Here is a 21,611-nt window from a genome sequence, read left to right on the forward strand (position 1 = left end):
TCCGCACCACTGACATCACCGGTTCTATCGACTTAGGTGAGGGTGTAGAGATGGTTATGCCAGGTGATAACACCAAGATGACCGTTACCTTAATTCACCCAGTTGCTATGGCTGCTGGTGAGCGCTTTGCGATCCGTGAGGGTGGCCGTACCGTAGGTGCTGGTGTTGTTTCCAACATCATTGAGTAATTTTTACTTTAAGTAAAAATTAGGTTAGCTTAGCTAACAAAAAAAGCCGCAACATCCTTTATGATGCTGCGGTTTTTTTATCACTTTTTATAAAATTGAAATTTCTCTACTCTAAAGTCGCCTGATTATCCCCTAAATAAAGCTTTTTAGGTTGACTAATGATATTGGATCGGGTATTTTTCTACATTTTAGAAAGTTGGATCTTTCTTTTTGTGTCTAGCAAGGGCACCTTGATGCAGATAGGCTATCTTGTTACTTTATGTAGCTCAGATTAGCGGTAGTTATTTTGCTAGGCTAAGCGATCAATTGTGGCGATATCGTCAGGATTTTCTCATGAGCGAAAATAAGAATGGAAAGCAGGTTAACGCTGCTAATTCCAAAAAAGAAAAGACAGCAAATGCTGTTGCCAAGAATAAGAAAACCGATCTTAAAGTAGCCGACGCTAAAAAGAATGAGGTTAAGAAGGTAGAGCCTAAGAAGAATGTTAAGGCTGTTCCAAGCGCTAACCCATTTGATAAGCTCTTATGGTTACTTTCTTTTGCCTTATTAGCAGCTGCTGTAGGCGGTAACTACTACTACACCCAATTCATCATGATTGATGAGAGCTCTTTAGCTCGTTTAGGCCGTGTAGCTATTGTAATTGTAACCATCTTAGCTGGTTTAGCTGTAGTATTATTTACTAACAAAGGCAAGAAATTATTGGCTTTTGGTAGAGACTCTTATACAGAATTACGTAAAGTAGTTTGGCCAGCCCGTAATGAGGCTATGCAGACTACAGCCATTGTTTTCGTTGCTGTAGTATTAGTAAGTTTATTCTTATACGTCTGCGATTTAGCTTTCTTACAAATCGTGCGCTTAATTACTCTCTAAATAGAGCAAGGTGATCTTAATGTCTGATTTAGAAAACAAGGTAGAAGAGCAAGAAGTACCAATGGAATTAGATGCTCCAATGCTTGATGATGTAGCATCTGATGAGGCTCCTTTTTTAGCTGATGATGATCTTAATGCTCCTGAGAGTCAAAATGCTCCTGAGGAAGAGGCTCCTAAAGCTAAAGGCAAGAAGTCTGCAAAGGATAAGAAAAAGCCTGTTATCGATTTAAAGACTCGTATTGAAAAGCCAGAGCCTAAAGATCCTAGCGAAATTCCAATGAAGTGGTACTTTGTTCAGGCTTTCTCTGGTTTTGAACAGCGTGTTGCTCAAGCTTTGCAAGAGCGTATTAAGATTCACCAAATGGAAGAGTATTTTGGTGACATTTTAGTGCCAAAAGAGCGTGTCAAGGACATCAAGGATGGTAAGCGTCGTGATAGCGAGCGCAAGTTCTTCCCTGGCTATGTAATGGTTCAGATGAAGATGACCTCTGATTCTTGGCAGTTAGTTAAGCACACCGAGCGTGTACTTGGTTTTATTGGTGGTACTCCAGACCGTCCATTACCAATTAAAGATCACGAAGCAAACCTTATTTTAGAGCGTCTTAAGGAGACCTCTGGTAGTGCTCGTCCTAAGACCTTATTTGAGGTTGGTGAGTGTGTACGTGCGACCGAAGGTGCCTTTAAGGACTTCTCTGGTACTGTTGAAAAGGTTGACTACGAGAAGAATCGCTTAACTGTTTCTATTGCTATTTTCGGACGTGCAACTCCAGTTGAGTTAGAGTTTAATCAAGTAGAAAAAGAGTCTTAATCTTTAAGTTTCTTTTTAAATTGATAAAAAGGGATGGTTCCTCTAGGGCCATCCTTTTTTATTTGTTATTAATGCAAAATTGCAGCAATAAAATGTGAGATAGAACACATAATAATGTTTAAATTATAGTTAAACTTGCAACAGTTGAAATTTTTGCAATTTATTGCACAGATATTTTAGTTAAACAAAGCTTAATGTGTGTGGTCATCATGGATAAACTTGCTTATTGTGGTCATTCTTACCAGCTATATGGTGTAGAAGAGCAGCGCTTAGTTGGCGGACGTGCTGATGGTATGAGAGTACTAGAGGTAAAAAATGGCAGAGGCTTACAATTTACCATTTTGCTCGATAGAGGCTGTGGCATTGCTCGTTTATCTTATTTAGGTAGTAATTGTTCTTTTATGTCAGCATCTGGTTTACGTCGTCCTGAGTACTTTGATCGTGAAGTTGGTGCTCAAGGCTTTTTACGTAACTTCCATGCTGGCTTTTTAACTACTTGCGGTATCTTTAACGTAGGTGTGCCTTGTGTTGATGATGGCGAACAAACCTATTTACACGGCGATCTTGATAATACTCCATCAGAAAATCACAGCCATTATGTAGGCGATGATGGTAATTTACATATTGAGTGCACTATTTTAATTGAGCAGATTTTCTACCATAAGGTAGTAATGAAGCGTCACTTTACTGTGGGCTTAAATTCAGACTTTATTCGTATTAACGACGTTTTTGAAAATACTGGCTCCACTACCTGTCCAATGATGGTGCTCTATCATATGAATATGGGCTATCCATTATTAGATGAGGATTCCCAATTATTCATTAACTCTACCTCTCATAAGGGCCGCACTCCATTAGCCTGCCAAGATGAAGCTAATTGGAATAAGATGTGCGCTCCTGAACACAATTATGAAGAGCGTTGCTACTATCATAGTTTTGATAACAAGGATAAGGCTGTAGCTGCTATTTATCAGCCAAAGATTGATCTTGGTTTAGCTATCAACTTTGATCCTAAGAATTTACCTTTCTTTACCCAATGGAAGCAAATGGGCTATCGTGACTATGCTCTAGGTTTAGAGCCTGGTAATAGCCACTGTGACGGCAGAGATAAGATGCGTGCTGAGGGCAAATTACAATTTTTAAATCCTGGCCAAAAGGCTTCTTTTGCTGTTGAAGTACAACTCTTTAAGGGTAACAACTCTTTTGATGCTATCAAGTCTCAATACTAAAACCATTTAAGCTATCGAGTACTGTGGAAGTCTTAATGCAACACTACTCAAATTTTGAGTAGCTAGACTTCCTATATAGTGTGCTTTTCCTAATTAGTCATCAAGGTCTATGGACAATATTGCCCATAGACCTTTTATTTTTTTTTGAGCAAGGCCACCGCAGTAAAAGAGAGCGCATGCTAGCGCATGGCGCTAGCTGGTGCTAGCTGGCGCAAGCTGGCGCTTGCCTGCGCAGAGCAAGCCCAAGCCCAAGCCCAGACTATGGCCTAAAGCTCAAGGATGTAGCTTTGAGCTTTGGGGGATTGCTTGGGATTAGCTGTATGCAGATAGGGTGGTGGTGGTGCGAAATTGGCTTGGGGTGAGGCCTGTGATAGCTTTAAATTTTGATGAAAAATGGCTTTTATTGGCAAAGCAGAGTAAATTAGCAATATCTTTGACAGGTTCGTTGGTGTATTGCAATAGCTCTTTGGCCTGCTTTATTTTTTCTTGCATGATGTATTGAGACAGCTTAATGCCCATACTTTTCTTAAAGCTGTACTCTAAGTGTTCAGGAGAAACATTTAGGTTGGTTGCTAAGTATTTCACAGTGCATTTAATAAAAAGCGAGCGTGAGATTAAGCTTATGGCATTGTTAACCAAAGGTGGCGGCGTAGAGGTAATAGAGTCTTTGTACTCTCGTACCATAGTGGCAAATGATTTAGCTACTAAAGGACGCAATTCAAGACATTGCTCTACGGTTAAGCACTCTTCGGCAGCCATGAAAAATTTATCTGATAAGGCATAAGCCTTTTCAGGTAAGATGCCTGCTTTGATCGCTGTACGTGAACTTAAAGCATTAAGATTGTGTACATGATTTTTCATAGAGCGCAAAGGAGTAGGGCCTAATACACCAAATTTACCTTGCTTGGGAATTTTAAAAGCTCGATCTACTTTAGCTATATCGCCCTGCGCTATGGCATCTAAAATAGCAATTTCGTAGCGGTATTGATTGTGAGGAGCTTTAAGCTTTACCTCTTGAGCAATCTTCTTAAGATTATTAGGGATATAAGCCTCAGCTTCTTGGTAAAGCTCATTTTCATCCTCTGAAGGCATTTCATCGTGGACAACAATTTGTCCTACCATTTGGAGCCATAAATTGGCAGAGCGAATTTTCATACCCCAAATATTTGCTCTTTCATTACTAGATGGTAGTTCTTTAGTTAATATCTGAGGCTCTCTAATAGGCCCTAATACTACTAAGCTTTTATCAGGTAGTCTTACAGCGCCATAACTATCAGCGCTTGTAATTTCTAATATATCGCCTATATAGAGATTTACATTTTTGGCAAAGTTAAAAGCGTTGCGTATGTGGTTGTTGTGCTGATCTTGGTTTTGTTTATGGGGAGTTAGCACCAATAACACAGCATCAGGAGTAAAGATTTTTTCCTCTTGTCCATCATTATGCTGGCGGGTAACGGTAGCTTTGAAGCGATAAATAGGAATGTTGATAGCGGCAAAAAGACCGTGAAGATACTGATCATAGAGCATCACTTTTCCCCAATAATTACATAAAGACAAGATTAGTTATAGCAATTTAATATTAACTGAACTGCTGTCATGAGATTCTTGTCTGAGATCACAAATTTAGCTCAACGTAATTTTTAAGATGTATTACGTAAATTTCACAAACAATTACGAAAAATAGTTTGTGTAGATATTGGGATTTGTCTTTATTGTTTGCTTTGTATGTTGTTTTTAGGGGTTTGCTATGTCTGATATCTCTTCTGGCGCAGCTGTTAAAAATAATGGCTATGTGACTGATTTTAAGGGCCGTGCATCGTTCTTCTTAACTGATTTTTGCGGTAACTTATTATTCTGTATTATTGGTAGCTATCTTTTATATTTCTATACTGACGTTTTTGGTCTACCAGTAACTGTAACTGGTATTTTGCTACTACTTACTCGTATTTTAGATGCTATTGATGCTCCTATTTGGGGTTCTATTGTTGATCATACAAACTCTAAGTATGGTCGTAGCCGTCCTTGGTTCTTATGGTTGGCAATACCTTTTGCCGTTTCTATGTGGTTGACCTTTACCACTCCATCTTTCTTATCAGAGACAGGTAAGATTGTTTACGCAGTCTTTACTTATTTAATTGCTGGTATTGTCTATTCTGGTGTTCAGACAGCTATTACCTCCATTTTGCCAAATTTAAGCTCTAACCATGATGAGCGTATGATTTTAAATACCTTCCGCATGGCTGGTGGCTCAGTAGGTGCCTTTATTTCCATGACCTTTACTTTACCTTTAGTAAAGCTCTTAGGCCAAGGAGATGATCAATTAGGCTTCTCCTTAACTGTAGGCATGTTTGGCATTGTAGTTGTAATCTTATTGTTCTTTGCCTTCCGTCACTTACGTGAGCAAAATGTTGAGCGCAATGAGTCTATTCCTTTTAAAGATTCTTTAAAGGCTATTAAGAACAATTGGCCATGGATCATCTTAGTATCTGTAAACCTTATTGTTTGGATTTGTATTAGCGTTAGACAGGGTACTGTAATTTTCTACGCTAAATATGTGCTTAACAATGAAGATATTACTGCCTTATTAAACGGTATTTTAACTATCACCTGTTTAGTTTCTTTCTTAACCATGGCTTTCATTGTTAAGTTTACTAAGAAGTTTGGTGCCATGATTTTAGGTGCCATTATGGTGATTGTAAGCCATGTAGGTATGTACTTATCTGGTGATAGCTTAGCTTTATTAATTCTTTGTTGGACTATTGGTGCTTTTGGCCAGGGACTTATTTGTGCTATGCCTTTTGGCATGCTTGCTGATACCGTTGACTATGGTGAGTACTCAAGTGGCGTGCGTGCTGCTGGCTTATTAACAGCTATTGGTTCTGCTCTATGTATTAAGGGCGGCTCTGGTGTTGGTGCCTTTATTCCAACTTACATTATGGGTTCTTATGGCTATGAGGCTAACGCTGTTCAAACTGCTGAAAGTCTCTATGGCATTACTATGTCCTTTATTTGGGTACCTGTAGTGTTAAGTATCTTTATTGCTGTGCCAATGATGTTATACGCCCGTTTTGAGGCTCAGGAGCACGATATTGTTCGTGCTCTTCAAGAGCGTGCTAAAGCTTAAAACATGAGCCGAGCACAGAGGCTATAAACACTGTGCACCATAGTCTGCTTAATGTGACTAAAGGTAAAGGCAGAAGTCCTAAAGTAAGGTGATGTTGCTATTTCTGCCTGTGGCTCTTTTTTTAGTACTTGATTGTTAAGTGGTAGTAAAGAAAGAGCAAGCCAATCATGGCTTGGTAATTACGAGACTCATTCTATGCCGCGCAATGGTGGTATTTGCGTGTTGAGCTGGTAATTTTAAAAGCCATGTTCTTCTTAGCTAAGTTGATAGGAACAACAGCGAAAGTTTTCACATAAGGCTATTGCTGTATCGCTTAGCTAAGATATTGGCACTTTAAATCTAAGTGTTTGTAAGTTAGTTGTAAGGTATGTTTGTTATGTTAAAGAATATTGAGGTTAACTCTAAGTTTTGGAACGATAGACAAAGAGTAATTAAAGATCAAATGATCCCATATCAATGGGAGGTCATTAATGATCTTAAAAAGATTGATATTGCCGTTACTAATACTGGCGGTGATACCTCAGCCCAAGATAGCGATAAAAGCTATGTAGTGGAAAACTTTTTAATTGCCGCAGGTAAAAAGCAAGGTAAGCGTGGCGGCATGGTATTCCAAGATTCTGATGCTTATAAGTGGTTAGAGGCTGCTGCTTATTCTTTAGAGTGCTTTCCTGATAGTGATTTACAAAAGAAAGCTGATGAATTAGTGCAAATTATTGCTGACGCTCAAGAGAGTGATGGCTATCTGAACACTTACTTTACCGTTAATGAGCCTGATCGTAAGTACCAAAGCTTATACATGAGCCATGAGCTCTATTGTGCAGGTCACTTTATCGAGGCAGCGGTTGCTTATTTCAAAGCTACAGGCAATAAGTTGGTGCTTGAGGTTGCCCAGAAGCTTGCTGACAATATTGATAATCATTTTGGTCCAGAAGAGGGCAAAATTCACGGCTCTGATGGACATGAAGAAATTGAGTTAGCCTTATTAAGATTATACGAACTTACTTCCCAAGAGCGCTACTTAAAGCTTGCTAAATACTTGTTGGAAATTAGAGGACAAGATAGCGAGTTTTTCCTTAAGCAACAAAAGAATGATGTAGCTTTAGGTCGTAAGTCTTTAATCCAGGGCTTGGAAATTTTACATAAAGATTTTAATGCTCAATACTTCCAGGCTGATCGTCCTGTAGATGAGCAAGTTGAGGCTAAGGGACATGCTGTTCGTGTCGTTTATTTATGCTCAGCCTTGGCTTTAGGTGCTGCATTAAGTGGTTGTGATAAGTTAAAACAAAGTGCTTACAACTACTGGAATAATATTGTAGGCCGTCGTATGTATCTTACTGGCGCTATTGGTTCTACCTGCCATGGTGAGGCTTTTAGTGCTGATTATGATTTACCTAATGACAGCATTTATGGTGAGACCTGCGCCTCTGTAGGCTTAACTTTCTTTGCTAACTATATGCTTCGTCTTAATAAAGATGGCGTATATGGTGATGTCATGGAGCGTGCTCTATACAATACTGTACTTGGCGGAATGAATTTAGATGGCAAGGGCTATTTCTATGTTAATCCATTAGAGGTCCGTCCTGAGTACAGTAAGAAAAACCCTGGACTTATCCATGTTTTAACCAGAAGAGCTCACTGGTTTGCTTGTGCTTGCTGCCCTCCAAACTTAGCACGTATGGTTATGTCTATTGGTCATTATGCTTATCAATGCAGCGATGAGACTAATACCATTTTTGCTGATCTCTATATGGCAAATAAAGCTGAGTTTGAACTCTCTGGCAACAAAGTAGTAATTGAGGAGCAAACCTCATATCCATGGGATGCTGATATTACCTTTAAGGTTCAAGAGGCTCCAGAGCAAGGCTTTAATTTCGCTTTGCGCATTCCTCAATGGGCACAAAATTACCAAGTTGAGTTAAATGGCACCTTAGTTAGTGATTTTAAGATTGAGCAGGGATTTTTATATCTTGCCAGCCCTGTAGGCTCAGGTGATGTCATTAAGCTTCATTTGGATATGCCTATTGATGTAGTTGAGGCTAATCCTCTAATTAGTGCTGACTATGGCAAGGTAGCCGTAATGAGAGGCCCTATGGTCTATTGTGTAGAGCAATGCGACAACGGCGCTCAATTACAATGCTTGCACTTAGGTGAGTTAAAAGATTTAAGCGGTTCTTTTGAGCAGGATGTACTTGAGGGTATTTACCAAATTAAGGCTCAAGGTTTAAGACGCATTAATGATTTTGCTCTTGATAGCTCTCTGTATCGCAAAGCAACACCTGCTCACTATGAAGCACAAGAGATTACCTTAATTCCTTATTATGCTTGGTGCAACCGCGAGGAAGGTGAAATGCGAGTATGGCTCAACCCTAAGCCATAATATAAGACCCATTAGATAGATAGATAGATGAAGCTAAAACACACAATCATGAGTAGTAGGAGCATGATTGTGTGTTTTTTTATTTACTAATGATTCTTTCTAGCGGTGAAGTAAGCAAGATCCAGGGTGCTTGGTTTAGTGCATATTTATGATGTTTTTATAAAAAAGACTTGATTTTGATTTAATAGTGCTGTAGAATATTTAGGATTTACTATTTTTGTGACGGAGATCTCATTTTTTGAGTTTTCTTCACTTAGTAAAAATACAGATTTCCTAAAAAATCGATGAAGAATAGTCTTATCGATTTAGGGAAGCGTGCTGAGCTTGAATAAGCTAGTGCGCGTGATACCCACATTGAGAGTATAAAAATGGCAAAGAAAGTTTCTGCCTATATCAAGCTTCAGGTTGGCGCAGGTAATGCCAATCCAGCTCCACCAGTTGGTCCAGCTTTAGGTCAACATGGTGTTAACATCATGGAGTTCTGCAAGGCCTTCAACGCTCACACTGCAAAGTTAGAGAAGGGCGCTCCAGTTCCTGTTGTTATTACTGTTTACGCTGATAAGTCCTTTACCTTCATCACCAAGACTCCACCAGCATCCTTCTTAATTAAGAAGGCTTTAAACATCCAAACCGCTTCTCACAAGCCAGGTAAGGAAGTTGCTGGTAAGATCACTATGGCTCAATGCTTAGAAATCGCTAAGGTTAAAGAGCCAGATATGACTGGTGCAGATTTAGAAGCTTCCGCTCGTACTATCGCTGGTACTGCACGTTCCATGGGTATTCAGGTCGAGGAGTAAGAGATGGCAAAGTTATCTAAGCGCATGAAGGAAATCCGTTCCATCATCGACCGTAACCGTGAGTACGACGTAACTGAGGGTTTTGAGACCTTAATCAAGACCGCTAAGGCTAAGTTCGTTGAGTCTGTTGACGTAGCTATTCAGTTAGGTATTGATCCTACCAAGTCTGATCAGAACATCCGTGGCGCTACCGTTTTACCAAACGGCACTGGCCGCACCGTTCGTGTTGCTGTTTTCACCCAGGGTGAGCTTGCTGAGCAGGCTAAGGCCGCTGGTGCTGACTTCGTTGGTATGGACGAGTTAGCTCACGAGATCAAGCAGGGCAAGTCTGACTTTGACGTAGTTATTGCTTCTCCTGATGCAATGCGTGTAGTAGGTCAGTTAGGTCAGATCTTAGGTCCACGTGGCTTAATGCCAAACCCTAAGGTTGGTACTGTTACCCGTGATGTTGCTACTGCTGTTAAGAATGCCAAGTCCGGTCAGGTTCGTTACCGTAACGACAAGACTGGTGTTATCCAGGCTTCTATCGGTAAGGTTAACTTCACCCCAGCTCAGCTTACTGAGAACTTAAACGCCTTATTAGGTGCTATTGTTAAGGCTAAGCCAGCTGCTTCTAAGGGTACCTTCATTAAGAAGGTTGCAATTTCTACCACCATGGGTGGCGGTATTGTAGTAGATAAGAGCACCTTAAAGACTGACCGTGCTGGTTCAGCTTCTTAATTAGCTCTTAATACCACCTTAAAAAATTCGTGCTCGGATACTAGCACATCAAATTTTGGCCGGGAGCTTTTTCTCCCACCAAAGACCGCAGGGGGTAGTATCCTTAATCATCCTGCGCAGGCGGAAATTAGCTCTATAGGATTCTTCCTTTAGAATTGATATCCGGTATATCCCAAATCATTGGGACTAACCGTCATGATTTAGGTAAACATTGGTGCCTTAAGTATGTCTTACTTTTGGTGGAGTGTTAGCCAAAGATCATGACTTTCCAGGAGTCACTGCTAAAAATGGCATTAAATCTCGAAGACAAGAAGCAGATCGTTGCTGATGTTAGCGAAGTCGCCAAGAAAGCATTATCAGCTGTTTGCGCTGATTCTTGTGGCATCCCAGTAGCTCAAATGACCAAGCTCCGTAAGGAAGCCCGTGCTAACAACGTATACTTACACGTTGTTCGTAACACTCTCCTTGCCCGTGCTGTTGAAGGCACTGAGTTTGAGTGCATGAAGGATCAGTTCAAGGGTCCAACCTTAATTGGTTTATCTCTTGAGCACCCAGGTGCTGCTGCTCGCTTATTCAAGGATTTCGCCAAGCAGAACGACAAGTTCTCCATCAAGGCTTTAGCTTTTGAAGGCCAGCTTTATGATGGCAAGGACGTCGACGTATTAGCTTCCTTACCAACTTACGAGGAAGGTGTTGCTCAGTTAATGGCTACTATGAAGGAAGCCGCTGCTGGCAAGTTAGTACGTACTTTAGCTGCTTTAGGCGACAAGTTAGGCGGCGGCGAGGCAGCCTAATTTTAGGCCCTTGTCGTGATGCTTTAGGTTTTTATAAACCTGCTGCTTAGTTTTTTAGTGTCAAGCTTGTTTAAGCTGACACTTGTTTCACAGAATTTTTAAAGGAAGTTTAAAAATGGCTTTATCTAAGGATGAAATCATTGAGGCAATTGCTCAGATGTCCGTAATGGAGGTTGTTGAGCTCGTTAAGGCTATGGAAGAGAAGTTCGGCGTTTCTGCCGCTGCTGCTGTTGTTGCTGGCCCTGCTGCTGGTGGCGCTGCTGCTGCTGAGGAGAAGACCGAGTTCGACGTAACCTTAAAGGACGTTGGTGCTAACAAGATTGCTGTTATTAAGGCAGTTCGTGGCGCTACCGGTTTAGGCTTAAAGGAAGCTAAGGACTTAGTTGAGTCTGCTCCTGCTAAGATCAAGGAAGCTATCTCCAAGGAAGACGCTGAGGCCCTCAAGAAGTCCTTCGAAGAGGCTGGCGCTACTGTTGTTATCGAGTAATAACAACCGCTTCTTTAGGCTAGAAGCATCGATCTAGCCTGTAGACTTTTAGTCTACTATTTATTAAGGCCCGAGCTCTCATTTTATGAGGCTCGGGTTCGGTGCCTTAAAAAAAGGTGATGCAAATAACACTGTTACTTTAGGTTTCAGATATTTGATCAATACTCATCTGGACGATGCCCGGGTCAGCTCTGACCTAAATTAAGCAAAGCGTGCATACTTAATTTTTCGCTGCTAGGTCCATCTAGGCTGTAAAGCCTTCATCTAATCTTTCACATTCACAGTTGACTAAACTTAAGTTTCATATTTATACAATGCATACGGTATAACGCATTAATGGTTAATCGTGTGATTTTTAGCAGGCTGACGAGCTTGTAATTTTATAAGTCATTTAATGATGGCTTATTCAGACTAAGATAGTATTCAACGTAATTAAGTCCAATGCTTAAGATAGAGTTTTAAACTTTATTAAAAGCACCAAAAATAGCCTTAAAACCTTTACTTTTGATGAAAAATTTGCCCTTGAGTATCGGCGGGGCATTATAAGCAAGTCAAGAGTGTGTACAATATAAGATCATATTTAAGCTAATTAAGGCTAAATGGTTGTAGGACTAGACAATTTATCAAAAGAATTTTGATATGGCCGCAATGCAGCATAGCGACTATGCTTAGCTTGTGGCTATTGTTGTACCTGCTTTGACAAAAAGTTACTGATGAATTTTGATTAGAAGATTTAAAAGCAGTAAATAGGATGTATGTTTTGCATTGTGCCATCTTTATACAGATGAACATTAGTCAAATATATTGATATTTACAGGTGTTAAACGCCATCGTAGAGAGTAAGGTTTTGATAGTTAAATATCGAAACTTTACGGCTAACTTAATTTCGTAAATTTGGTTGGCTAGCTTGTAGCAAGCAGGGCAGGTGGCTGCATCAGCCCCTCAACCGCGACAAAGATCAACCTGAGGATCCCCATTCCATGGTCTACTCGTATACTGAGCAAAAGCGCATCCGTAAGGATTTTGGTAAGAGAGTTAAAGTGCTAGACACTCCATATCTCCTTGCCGTTCAGCTTGATTCCTTTAAACAATTTATCAGCTCTGATCCACAAAATGAAAATGGTTTAGTTGCTGCGTTTAAGAGTGTGTTCCCTATTAAGTCATTCTCGGGAAATGCTGAGCTCTGCTACAATAGTTTTAAGTTAGGTGTACCTAAGTTTAATGTACAAGAGTGCATGATTCGTGGTACCACTTATTCTGCTCCTCTCAGGGTTAATTTAAGTCTGATCCGTTACGAGAAGGATGCTCCAAAGACTGTTAAAGAGAAGTTTGACCAAGAGGTCTACATGGGCGAAATCCCATTAATGACCGAAAATGGTACCTTCATTATCAACGGTACTGAGCGTGTTGTTGTTTCTCAGTTACATCGTTCTCCTGGTGTATTCTTTGACAACGATAAAGGTAAGACTCACCCAGGTCGTGTTTTATTCTCAGCTCGTATCATTCCTTACCGTGGTTCATGGCTCGATTTTGAGTTTGATCATCGCGACAGCTTATTCGTTCGTATCGACCGTCGCCGTAAGTTACCAGCCACTGTATTATTACGTGCTTTAGGCTATAACACCGAGCAGATCTTAGACATCTTCTTTGATACTGTTGCTATTGAGATTCAAAATGGCAAGCTCTTTATGGAGTTAGTGCCAGAGAGACTTCGTGGCGAAACTGCTTCTTTTGAAATTAAGTTAGGCGATAAGGTTTTAGTTGAGTCTGGTAAGAAGATTACTGCTCGCCATATTCGTGAACTTAATAAGGCTGGCCAGAAGTTTATCGAAATTCCTGCTGATTACTTAATTGGCAAGATTATCGCCAAGGACTATGTTGACTCTGAGGGCAATGTAGTTTTAGGTGCCAATAGCGAAATCACTTTAGATAAGCTTCCTTTAATTGCTTCTTTAGGCTTAAAGCAATTTGAGATTCTCTTTACCTCTCAGGTTGATGAGGGTTCATTCATTGCTGATACCTTACGCAATGACACCACACGTGATCTTACCTCTGATGAGGATGATCGCATGGCCGCTCTCTTTGAAATCTACAAGATGATGCGTCCAGGTGAGCCACCTACCGCTGAGGCTGCTGAGACCTTATTTAACAATTTATTCTTTGCAGAAGACCGTTACGACTTATCTTCTGTAGGTCGTATGAAGTTCGATTCTCGCTTTGTTGAGATCGGTCGTGTTAAGAGTGCTTTAGAGCGTGCTTTTGCTGATGAAACATTTGCTGTTAACAGCGATGAGACTGGCGTTTATGTAGTTGATGACAATGTTTATATCAACTATGCCAACTTCATTAGCGTAATTCGTTCTAATTTAGATGCTGCAGATGCTCAGTGCATCCCAGCAGCTACCCCAGCTCGCTGTGGTGATAAGCTCTTAGACTTCTTAGATGGTCTACTCTACAAGGCCAATCCAGATCCTAAGGTTAAGGCCTCTGAGCGTTTTGTATTTAAGAACGTTACTATTGCTCCTAAGGATGGCGAGGCTATTGAGCTTGAGCGCTGCGTAATTTTACCTTTAGATGCCTTAGTAGGCCGTACCACCAATGTAGCTAAGCTTGATGCTAGCGTATCTGGTGCTAAGGGTAAGGATTTAGTTCTTGAGCGTGAGCGTGATGAGCTCTATCGCGGTACCTTATCTAATAACGACATTATTAAGGTAATGCGTTACTTAGTACGTATCCGTAACGGTAAAGAGACTATCGATGATATCGATCACTTAGGTAACCGTCGTATCCGTAGCGTAGGCGAAATGGCCGAAAACCAATTCCGTATTGGTTTAGTACGTGTTGAGCGTGCTGTTAAGGAGCGTTTATCTTTAGGTGACTTAGATAGCATCTCTCCACAAGACTTAATTAACGCCAAGCCAATTTCTGCTGCTATTAAGGAATTCTTCGGCTCTTCTCAGTTATCTCAATTTATGGATCAAAACAATCCATTATCTGAGGTTACCCATAAGAGACGTATTTCCGCTTTAGGCCCTGGTGGTTTAACTCGTGAGCGTGCTGGCTTCGAAGTACGTGACGTTCACCCAACTCACTACGGTCGTTTATGTCCAATTGAGACCCCAGAAGGTCCAAACATTGGTTTGATTAACTCCTTGGCTGTGTTTGCTCGTTGCAATGACTATGGCTTCTTAGAGACCCCATATCGTCGTGTTAACAACAACCACGTTTCTGAGGACTTTGAGTACTTATCAGCTATCGATGAAGGTCAGTATGTTATTGCTCAGGCTAACACTGATTTAGATGAGAATGGCAACATTATTGATGAGTACGTACAGTGCCGTTACAAGGGTGAGTCTACTGTTCGTCGTGCTAGCGATGTTCAGTTTATGGACGTTTCACCACAGCAGGTTATTTCCGTTGCTGCTGCCTTGATTCCATTCTTGGAGCACGATGACGCTAACCGTGCCTTGATGGGTGCTAACATGCAACGTCAGGCTGTTCCAACTGTTCGCTCTGAGAAGCCATTCGTTGGTACTGGTATGGAGCGTGCTGTAGCTGTGGACTCTGGTGTAGCAATTATTGCTCGCCGTGGTGGTGTAGTTGAGCATGTTGATGGCTTACGTATTGTAGTTCGTGCTAACGAGGACGAAATTCAGGGCGTAGCTGATCCAGGTGTAGATATCTACAACTTAATTAAGTACACCCGTTCTAACCAGAACACCTGCATTAACCAAAGACCATGTGTCAACATTAATGAGCGTGTTCAGGCTGGTGACGTATTAGCCGACGGTAGCTCCACTGATTTAGGTGAGCTTGCTTTAGGTCAAAACTTACGTATCGCCTTCATGCCATGGAATGGTTACAACTACGAGGACTCTATCTTAGTTTCCGAGCGTGTTGCTGCTAAGGATCGTTTAACCACCATCCACATTCAAGAAATTTCTTGTATTGCACGTGATACTAAGCTTGGCCCTGAGGAAATCACTGCTGATATTCCAAACGTAGGTGAGGCTGCATTATCTAAGTTAGATGAGAGCGGTATTGTTTACGTAGGTGCTGAGGTTGTTGGTGGTGATATCTTAGTTGGTAAGGTAACACCAAAGGGTGAGACTCAATTAACCCCAGAAGAGAAGTTATTACGCGCTATTTTCGGCGAGAAGGCTTCCGAGGTTAAGGACACCTCTACCCGTGTACCAAATGGCGTATCTGGTACTGTAGTTGACGTTCAAGTATTCACTCGTGAGGGTGTTGAAAAGGACGGTCGTGCTAAGGAAATTGAAGAGATGCATCTTGCCAAGGCTCGTAAGGACCTTGACGAGGAGTTCTCTTACTTAACTGAAGGTTTATTAAACCAGGCACGTAATATCTTAGTTAAGGTAGGCTTCAAGCGTGAGCAAGTTGATACTTTCACTGATGCTGAAATCTTCAACCAGCGTATTGATGACGATAAGGCCAACCGCAACTTAGAAGATATTGCTAACCGTATCGATGAATACCGTGCTGAGTACAAGGAAAAGTATGACGTAATTCGTCATAAGTTAACCGATGGTGATGAGTTAACCCCTGGCGTACTTAAGATTGTTAAGGTTTATCTTGCTGTTAAGCGTCGCATTCAACCAGGCGATAAGATGGCAGGTCGTCACGGTAACAAGGGTGTTATTTCCAAGATTTGCCCAATCGAGGATATGCCATTTGATGAGCATGGTATGCCAGTTGACATCGTGCTCAACCCATTGGGTGTGCCTTCACGTATGAACATCGGTCAGGTTCTTGAGGTTCACTTAGGCTTAGCTGCTAAGGGCATTGGTCAAGTAATTGATAAGATGCTCACCGAGCAACGTGCTTTAAGTGAGTTAAGAGCCATGTTGCAAAAGGTTTATGACCTTGGCGACACCTCTCAGAAGGTAGACATTAGTGCTATGTCTGATGAAGAGGTTATGGTCTTAGCCGAGAACTTACGTAACGGTATGACTGTAGCAACCCCTGTATTCGACGGTGCCTCTGAAGAATCTATTAAGGAGCTCCTCGAGCTTGCAGGTCTTCCTAAGTCTGGCCAGATGACCTTATTTGATGGTACCACTGGTCGTGCTTTCGAGCGTAAGGTAACTGTTGGTTACATGTACATGCTCAAGCTCAACCACTTAGTTGATGACAAGATGCACGCTCGTTCCACTGGCTCTTATAGCTTAGTAACCCAGCAGCCATTAGGCGGTAAGGCTCAATTTGGTGGCCAGCGCTTTGGTGAGATGGAAGTTTGGGCTCTTGAGGCATATGGTGCTGCTTATACTTTACGTGAAATGTTGACTGTTAAGTCTGACGACGTAAACGGCAGAACCAAGATGTATAAGAACATCGTAGATGGCGCATATAAGATGGAGGCAAGCATCCCTGAGTCCTTCAATGTATTGCTCCGTGAAATCCGCTCACTAGGTATTAATATTGACCTAGTTCGCAAAGACTAATTGCCACCGCCCCTTAATTAGCTTGTAGTTAGCTCGTAGTTAACTGTTTTAGTAGCTGATTAAGGGGGCTTAGGGGCGCTGTGATTAATCTATTGTCATAGCGCTCTTTTGCAGAGGTTAATTAGCAATGCGTTTATTGAGCAAAGCATAATTACCTCCGATTATCACTTCGCAGGAGAAACTGTTGTGAGTATCCAAGAAAACGGTCAAGATGAAGTTCTATTAGAGAGCTTAAATAACCAAGCTGAGGCCGCTAAGAAGGACGACGATTTTGACATTGATCTAAGCATTGCTGGATCTTTTGGCAAGCTTGCAAATCGTAGCAACAATGCACTCAAGCAAAAGCTTGAGGATTTTGACGCCATCAAGATTGGTCTGGCATCCCCAGAAATGATTCGTGCATGGTCTTATGGTGAGGTTAAGAAGCCAGAGACTATTAACTATCGTACCTTTAAGCCAGAGCGTGATGGTTTATTCTGTGCCAAGATTTTCGGCCCAGTTAAAGATTATGAGTGTCTTTGCGGTAAGTACAAGCGCTTAAAGCACCGTGGCACTATTTGTGATAAGTGTGGCGTAGAAGTAACTCAGGCCAAAGTACGTCGTGAGCGTATGGGTCACATTGAGCTTGCTTCCCCAGTTGCTCATATTTGGTTCTTAAAGTCCTTACCTTCTCGTATCGGTTTAATTCTTGATATGAAGTTACGTGATATTGAAAGCGTACTTTATTTCGAGAGCTATGTAGTTACCGATCCTGGTATGACTGGCCTTGAGAGCCGTCAGTTATTAACCGAAGAAGAGTACATGAATGCTCTTGAGCTCTTCGGTGATGACTTTACCGCTAAGATGGGTGCTGAGGCTATCTTAGAAATCTTACAGAACATGGATTTACAAGAGGAAATCTCTGTCTTACGTGAGGCATTAGATACCACCTCCTCAGAGTCCAACCGTAAGAAGTATGCCAAGCGCTTAAAGCTTATGGAAGCTTTTGTTCACTCAGGCAACAAGCCAGAGTGGATGATCTTAACTGTGCTACCAGTTCTTCCACCTGATTTACGTCCATTAGTTCCACTTGATGGCGGTCGTTTTGCTACTTCCGATCTCAATGATTTATACCGTCGTGTGATCAACCGTAACAACCGTTTAAAGCGTCTTTTAGACTTAGTGGCTCCTGAAATTATCGTACGTAACGAAAAGCGTATGTTACAAGAGTCCGTTGATGCTTTAATGGATAACGGTCGTCGTGGTCGCGCTATTAGCGGTTCTAACAAGCGTCCATTAAAGTCCTTAGCTGACATGATTAAGGGTAAGCAAGGTCGCTTCCGTCAGAACTTGTTAGGTAAGCGTGTAGACTACTCTGGTCGTTCTGTAATTACCTGTGGTCCTAACTTACGTTTACACCAATGCGGTCTTCCAAAGAAGATGGCTTTAGAGTTATTCAAGCCATTCATCTATGGTCGTTTAGAGATCCGTGGTCATGCTGCTACTATCAAGGCTGCCAAGAAGATGGTAGACCGTGAGGATGCAATAGTATGGGACGTACTTGACGAGGTAATTCGTGAGCATCCTGTATTATTAAACCGTGCTCCGACCTTACACCGTTTAGGTATTCAGGCTTTCGAACCTATCTTAATTGAAGGTAAGGCTATCCGTCTTCACCCTCTAGTATGTCCAGCTTTCAACGCTGACTTCGACGGTGACCAGATGGCGGTTCACATTCCATTAACTCTTGAGGCTCAGCTTGAGGCTCGTGCGTTAATGATGTCAACCAATAACATCTTATCTCCAGCCTCTGGTGACCCAATCATCGTTCCTGCACAGGACGTGGTTTTAGGTCTTTACTACATGACTAAGTCTCGTGTTGGCGCAAAGGGTGAGGGTATGATCCTCTCTGATGCCTATGAGGCTGAGCGTGTTTACAAGTCTGGTGTTGCTGATATGCAGGCTCGTGTGGCTTGTCGTATCTCTTATTCTGTTAAGAATCCAGAAACTGGCGAGTACGAGGATAAGAATGAGCTTCGTTTAACCACTATTGGTCGTGCTATTCTTTCTTTAATCTTGCCACGTGGTATGTCTTATGACTTCATCGATCCTCCATCAGATGAGCTTAAGAGTGCCAACATTAAGGAAATCTTAACCCAAGAAAATTGGTTTACTAAGGTTTCCAACCAGCCTTTAGGTAAGAAGCGTATTGCTGGCTTGTTAAATACTTGCTATCGCTTATTAGGTCTAAAGGACACTGTAATGTTTGCTGACCGTGTCATGTACACTGGTTTCCGTAACGCTGCTATTTCAGGTTCTTCTGTTTGCGTTGACGATATGTTAATTCCTAAGGAGAAGCAGACTATTATTGCTGCTGCTCAAAAGGAAGTATTGTCCATTCAACAGCAATTTGATAATGGTCAGATTACTCAAGGCGAGCGTTATAACAAGGTTATTGATATTTGGTCTAACGCTAACGATAAGGTTATGAAGGCTATGATGGCTAACCTTAGCGTTGAGACTGCAACCAATATCTTAGGCGAAGATGAGAAGCAGGCTTCCTTTAACAGCATCTATATGATGGCTGACTCTGGTGCTCGTGGTTCTCCAGCTCAGATTCGTCAGTTAGCTGGTATGCGTGGTCTGATGGCTACCCCAGATGGTTCCATTATTGAAACCCCAATTATCGCTAACTTCCGTGAAGGCTTGAACGTACAACAGTACTTCATTTCAACCCACGGTGCTCGTAAGGGTCTTGCTGATACTGCTCTTAAGACTGCAAACTCTGGTTACTTAACCCGTCGTTTAGTAGACGTAGCTCAAGACTTAGTAATTACCGAGGACGATTGCGGTACTACTGAGGGCTTAGAGATCACTCCACACGTAAGTGGTGGTGACGTAATTGAGAACTTACGTGATCGTGTATTAGGTCGTACCTTAGCTGATGATGTATTAAAGCCAGGTTCTAAGGAAGTCTTATTACCTGCTGGCACATTATTAGATGAGAAGTGCTGTACCTTATTAGAAGAGTACAAGATCGAGCGTGTTAAGGTTCGTTCTCCAATTACCTGTAACACTAAGTACGGCGTTTGTGCTAAGTGCTATGGCCGTGACTTGGCTCGTGGTCATATTGTTAACGCAGGTGAGGCTGTTGGTGTTATCGCTGCTCAGTCCATTGGTGAGCCTGGTACCCAGCTTACCATGCGTACCTTCCACATTGGTGGTGCAGCATCTCGTGCCGTAGCTGAGTCTGGTGCTACAGTTAAGAATTCAGGTACTATCCGTATCTTGAACTCTAAGACTGTAACCAATACTGATGGCAAGGAAGTTGTAACTTCACGTCAAAGTGAGTTATTAGTTATGGATGAGTTTGGCGCTTCTAAGGAAAGCCATAAGATTCCATACGGCTCTATCTTTGAGGTTAAGGATGGTCAAGAGGTTAAGGCTGGTACTGTAGTAGCACGCTGGGACCCTCACACCCACCCAATTATTTCTGAAGTGCATGGTCGCTTGAAGTTCATCGATATTATCGAGGGTATTACCGTTGATAAGAAGGAAGATGAGGCTTTAGGTATTTCCTCCATTGAAGTTCGTGAAATTGGTGCACGTCCTTCTCAAGGTAAGGATAAGCGTCCAGCCGTTAAGATCGTTGATCAAGATGGCAATGATGTAATGATTCCAGGTACTACTGTTCCTGCTCAGTACATGCTTCAGGGTAAGGCCATTGTTCAGTTAGTTGACGGCGCTGAGATTAATATCGGTGATATTATCGCTCGTATTCCTCAACAGGCTGGTGGTACTAAGGATATTACTGGTGGTCTTCCACGTGTTGCTGACTTGTTTGAAGCTCGTTCTCCAAAAGAGCCTGCAATCTTGGCTGAGATCTCTGGTACTGTATCCTTCGGTAAGGAAACCAAGTCTAAGCGTCGCTTAATCATTACTCCAGAGCCAGGCACCGTCAATGAGATTGGTATGCCAGTTGAGCAGTACGAGGAAATGATTAACCTCAACCGTAACCTCAACGTATTCGAAGGTGAAAAGGTTCAGAAGGGCGAAATGATCGCTGAAGGCCCTGAGTCACCACACGACATCTTGAGATTACGTGGCGTTAACGCTGTTGCTAACTACATTGTTAACGAAGTTCAAGACGTTTACCGTCTCCAGGGTGTAAAGATTAACGATAAGCACATTGAAGTTATCGTTCGTCAGATGCTCCGCAAGTGCGAGGTATTGGACCCAGGTGATTCTACCGAGTTTATCAAGGATGAGCAGGCTGAGGTAGCATACGTACGCACTGTTAACGAGCGTTTACGTGCCGAGGGCAAGCGTGAAGTTAAGTACCGTCATATCTTGATGGGTCTAACCAAGGCTTCCTTATCTACCGAGTCCTTTATCTCTGCTGCATCCTTCCAAGAGACTACTCGTGTTCTTACTGAGGCTTCTGTTGCTGGTAAGGTTGATGAGTTACGTGGTCTTAAGGAGAACGTTATTGTTGGTCGCTTAATCCCAGCAGGTACTGGCTTTAAGTATCACCAGCAGCGTCGCGAAGAGATTGCTCGTACCAAGCTTAGAAATGAAAGCATTGATCCAAACGTAAGCAATGCTGAGGTAGAAAAGCAAATTGGTGAGGCTTTAGATAGCTTAAATTATGCTAGCGCTTTAGGTTCTACTAATGCCGATAGCATCTAATTAAGTGCCCCTAAGTTAGCTTAGGGGGTACTTATGGTTTAAGATGACCATGGTCAGTTACGATCATGGTCATTTTTTTTATCTTAG

At 41.9% G+C, this 21,611-nt stretch carries 12 protein-coding genes and 1 pseudogene; 12 read left to right on the top strand and 1 reads right to left on the bottom strand.

Annotated elements, in window-relative coordinates; translation table 11 throughout:
* From tuf to MXE38_RS07015, 4 genes and pseudogenes are all read left to right on the top strand, one after another.
* Positions 1–188, top strand: a pseudogene (tuf, locus tag MXE38_RS07000) (elongation factor Tu); the annotation flags it as partial.
* 333 nt (positions 189–521) lie between these two features.
* Complete coding sequence (secE, locus tag MXE38_RS07005) at positions 522–1,058, top strand: preprotein translocase subunit SecE (RefSeq protein ID WP_246913481.1); 537 nt, start codon at positions 522–524, stop codon at positions 1,056–1,058.
* 277 nt (positions 1,059–1,335) lie between these two features.
* Positions 1,336–1,866, top strand: coding sequence for a transcription termination/antitermination protein NusG (gene nusG, locus MXE38_RS07010; protein ID WP_246913514.1), 531 nt, complete (start codon positions 1,336–1,338; stop codon positions 1,864–1,866).
* Between the two features lie 209 nt (positions 1,867–2,075).
* Positions 2,076–3,095, top strand: coding sequence for a DUF4432 family protein (locus tag MXE38_RS07015; RefSeq protein WP_246913483.1), 1,020 nt, complete (start codon positions 2,076–2,078; stop codon positions 3,093–3,095).
* Between the two features lie 312 nt (positions 3,096–3,407).
* Here the strand turns inward: MXE38_RS07015 and MXE38_RS07020 are convergent, their stop codons facing one another.
* Entirely contained in the window at positions 3,408–4,622 is a 1,215-nt protein-coding gene (locus MXE38_RS07020; protein ID WP_246913485.1) for a helix-turn-helix domain-containing protein, read from the bottom strand.
* A gap of 220 nt (positions 4,623–4,842) precedes the next feature.
* Here MXE38_RS07020 and MXE38_RS07025 point away from each other — a divergent pair, with 220 nt between their 5' ends.
* From MXE38_RS07025 to rpoC, 8 genes are all read left to right on the top strand, one after another.
* Positions 4,843–6,219 carry an MFS transporter gene (locus MXE38_RS07025; RefSeq protein WP_246913487.1) on the top strand — a complete coding sequence of 459 codons (1,377 nt, stop codon included), beginning with the start codon at positions 4,843–4,845 and terminating at the stop codon, positions 6,217–6,219.
* A gap of 376 nt (positions 6,220–6,595) precedes the next feature.
* On the top strand, positions 6,596–8,596 hold the full coding sequence (locus tag MXE38_RS07030; protein WP_246913488.1) for a beta-L-arabinofuranosidase domain-containing protein: 2,001 nt from the start codon (positions 6,596–6,598) through the stop codon (positions 8,594–8,596).
* A 368-nt stretch (positions 8,597–8,964) separates the two neighbouring features.
* Positions 8,965–9,393: a 50S ribosomal protein L11 gene (gene rplK, locus MXE38_RS07035; protein WP_246913490.1), complete on the top strand. Its 429-nt coding sequence runs from the start codon at positions 8,965–8,967 to the stop codon at positions 9,391–9,393.
* A gap of 3 nt (positions 9,394–9,396) precedes the next feature.
* On the top strand, positions 9,397–10,113 hold the full coding sequence (gene rplA / locus MXE38_RS07040) for a 50S ribosomal protein L1 (protein ID WP_246913492.1): 717 nt from the start codon (positions 9,397–9,399) through the stop codon (positions 10,111–10,113).
* Between the two features lie 287 nt (positions 10,114–10,400).
* Positions 10,401–10,907, top strand: a complete 507-nt coding sequence (gene rplJ, locus MXE38_RS07045; RefSeq protein WP_246913493.1) for a 50S ribosomal protein L10 — start codon at positions 10,401–10,403, stop codon at positions 10,905–10,907.
* A gap of 115 nt (positions 10,908–11,022) precedes the next feature.
* The gene (gene rplL, locus MXE38_RS07050; protein WP_246913494.1) at positions 11,023–11,394 is read left to right on the top strand and encodes a 50S ribosomal protein L7/L12; all 372 of its coding nucleotides are present in this window, start codon (positions 11,023–11,025) and stop codon (positions 11,392–11,394) included.
* Between the two features lie 980 nt (positions 11,395–12,374).
* A complete protein-coding gene (gene rpoB, locus MXE38_RS07055; protein WP_246913495.1) occupies positions 12,375–16,856 on the top strand; it encodes a DNA-directed RNA polymerase subunit beta in 4,482 nt (1,493 codons plus the stop codon).
* 288 nt (positions 16,857–17,144) lie between these two features.
* Positions 17,145–21,524 (top strand): DNA-directed RNA polymerase subunit beta', encoded by a 4,380-nt coding sequence (rpoC, locus tag MXE38_RS07060; RefSeq protein WP_246913516.1) that lies wholly within the window; start codon positions 17,145–17,147, stop codon positions 21,522–21,524.
* Positions 21,525–21,611 lie beyond the last annotated feature (87 nt).

Origin of the sequence: Anaerobiospirillum sp. NML120448 (assembly GCF_023050945.1) — a bacterium.
GTDB lineage: Bacteria > Pseudomonadota > Gammaproteobacteria > Enterobacterales > Succinivibrionaceae > Anaerobiospirillum.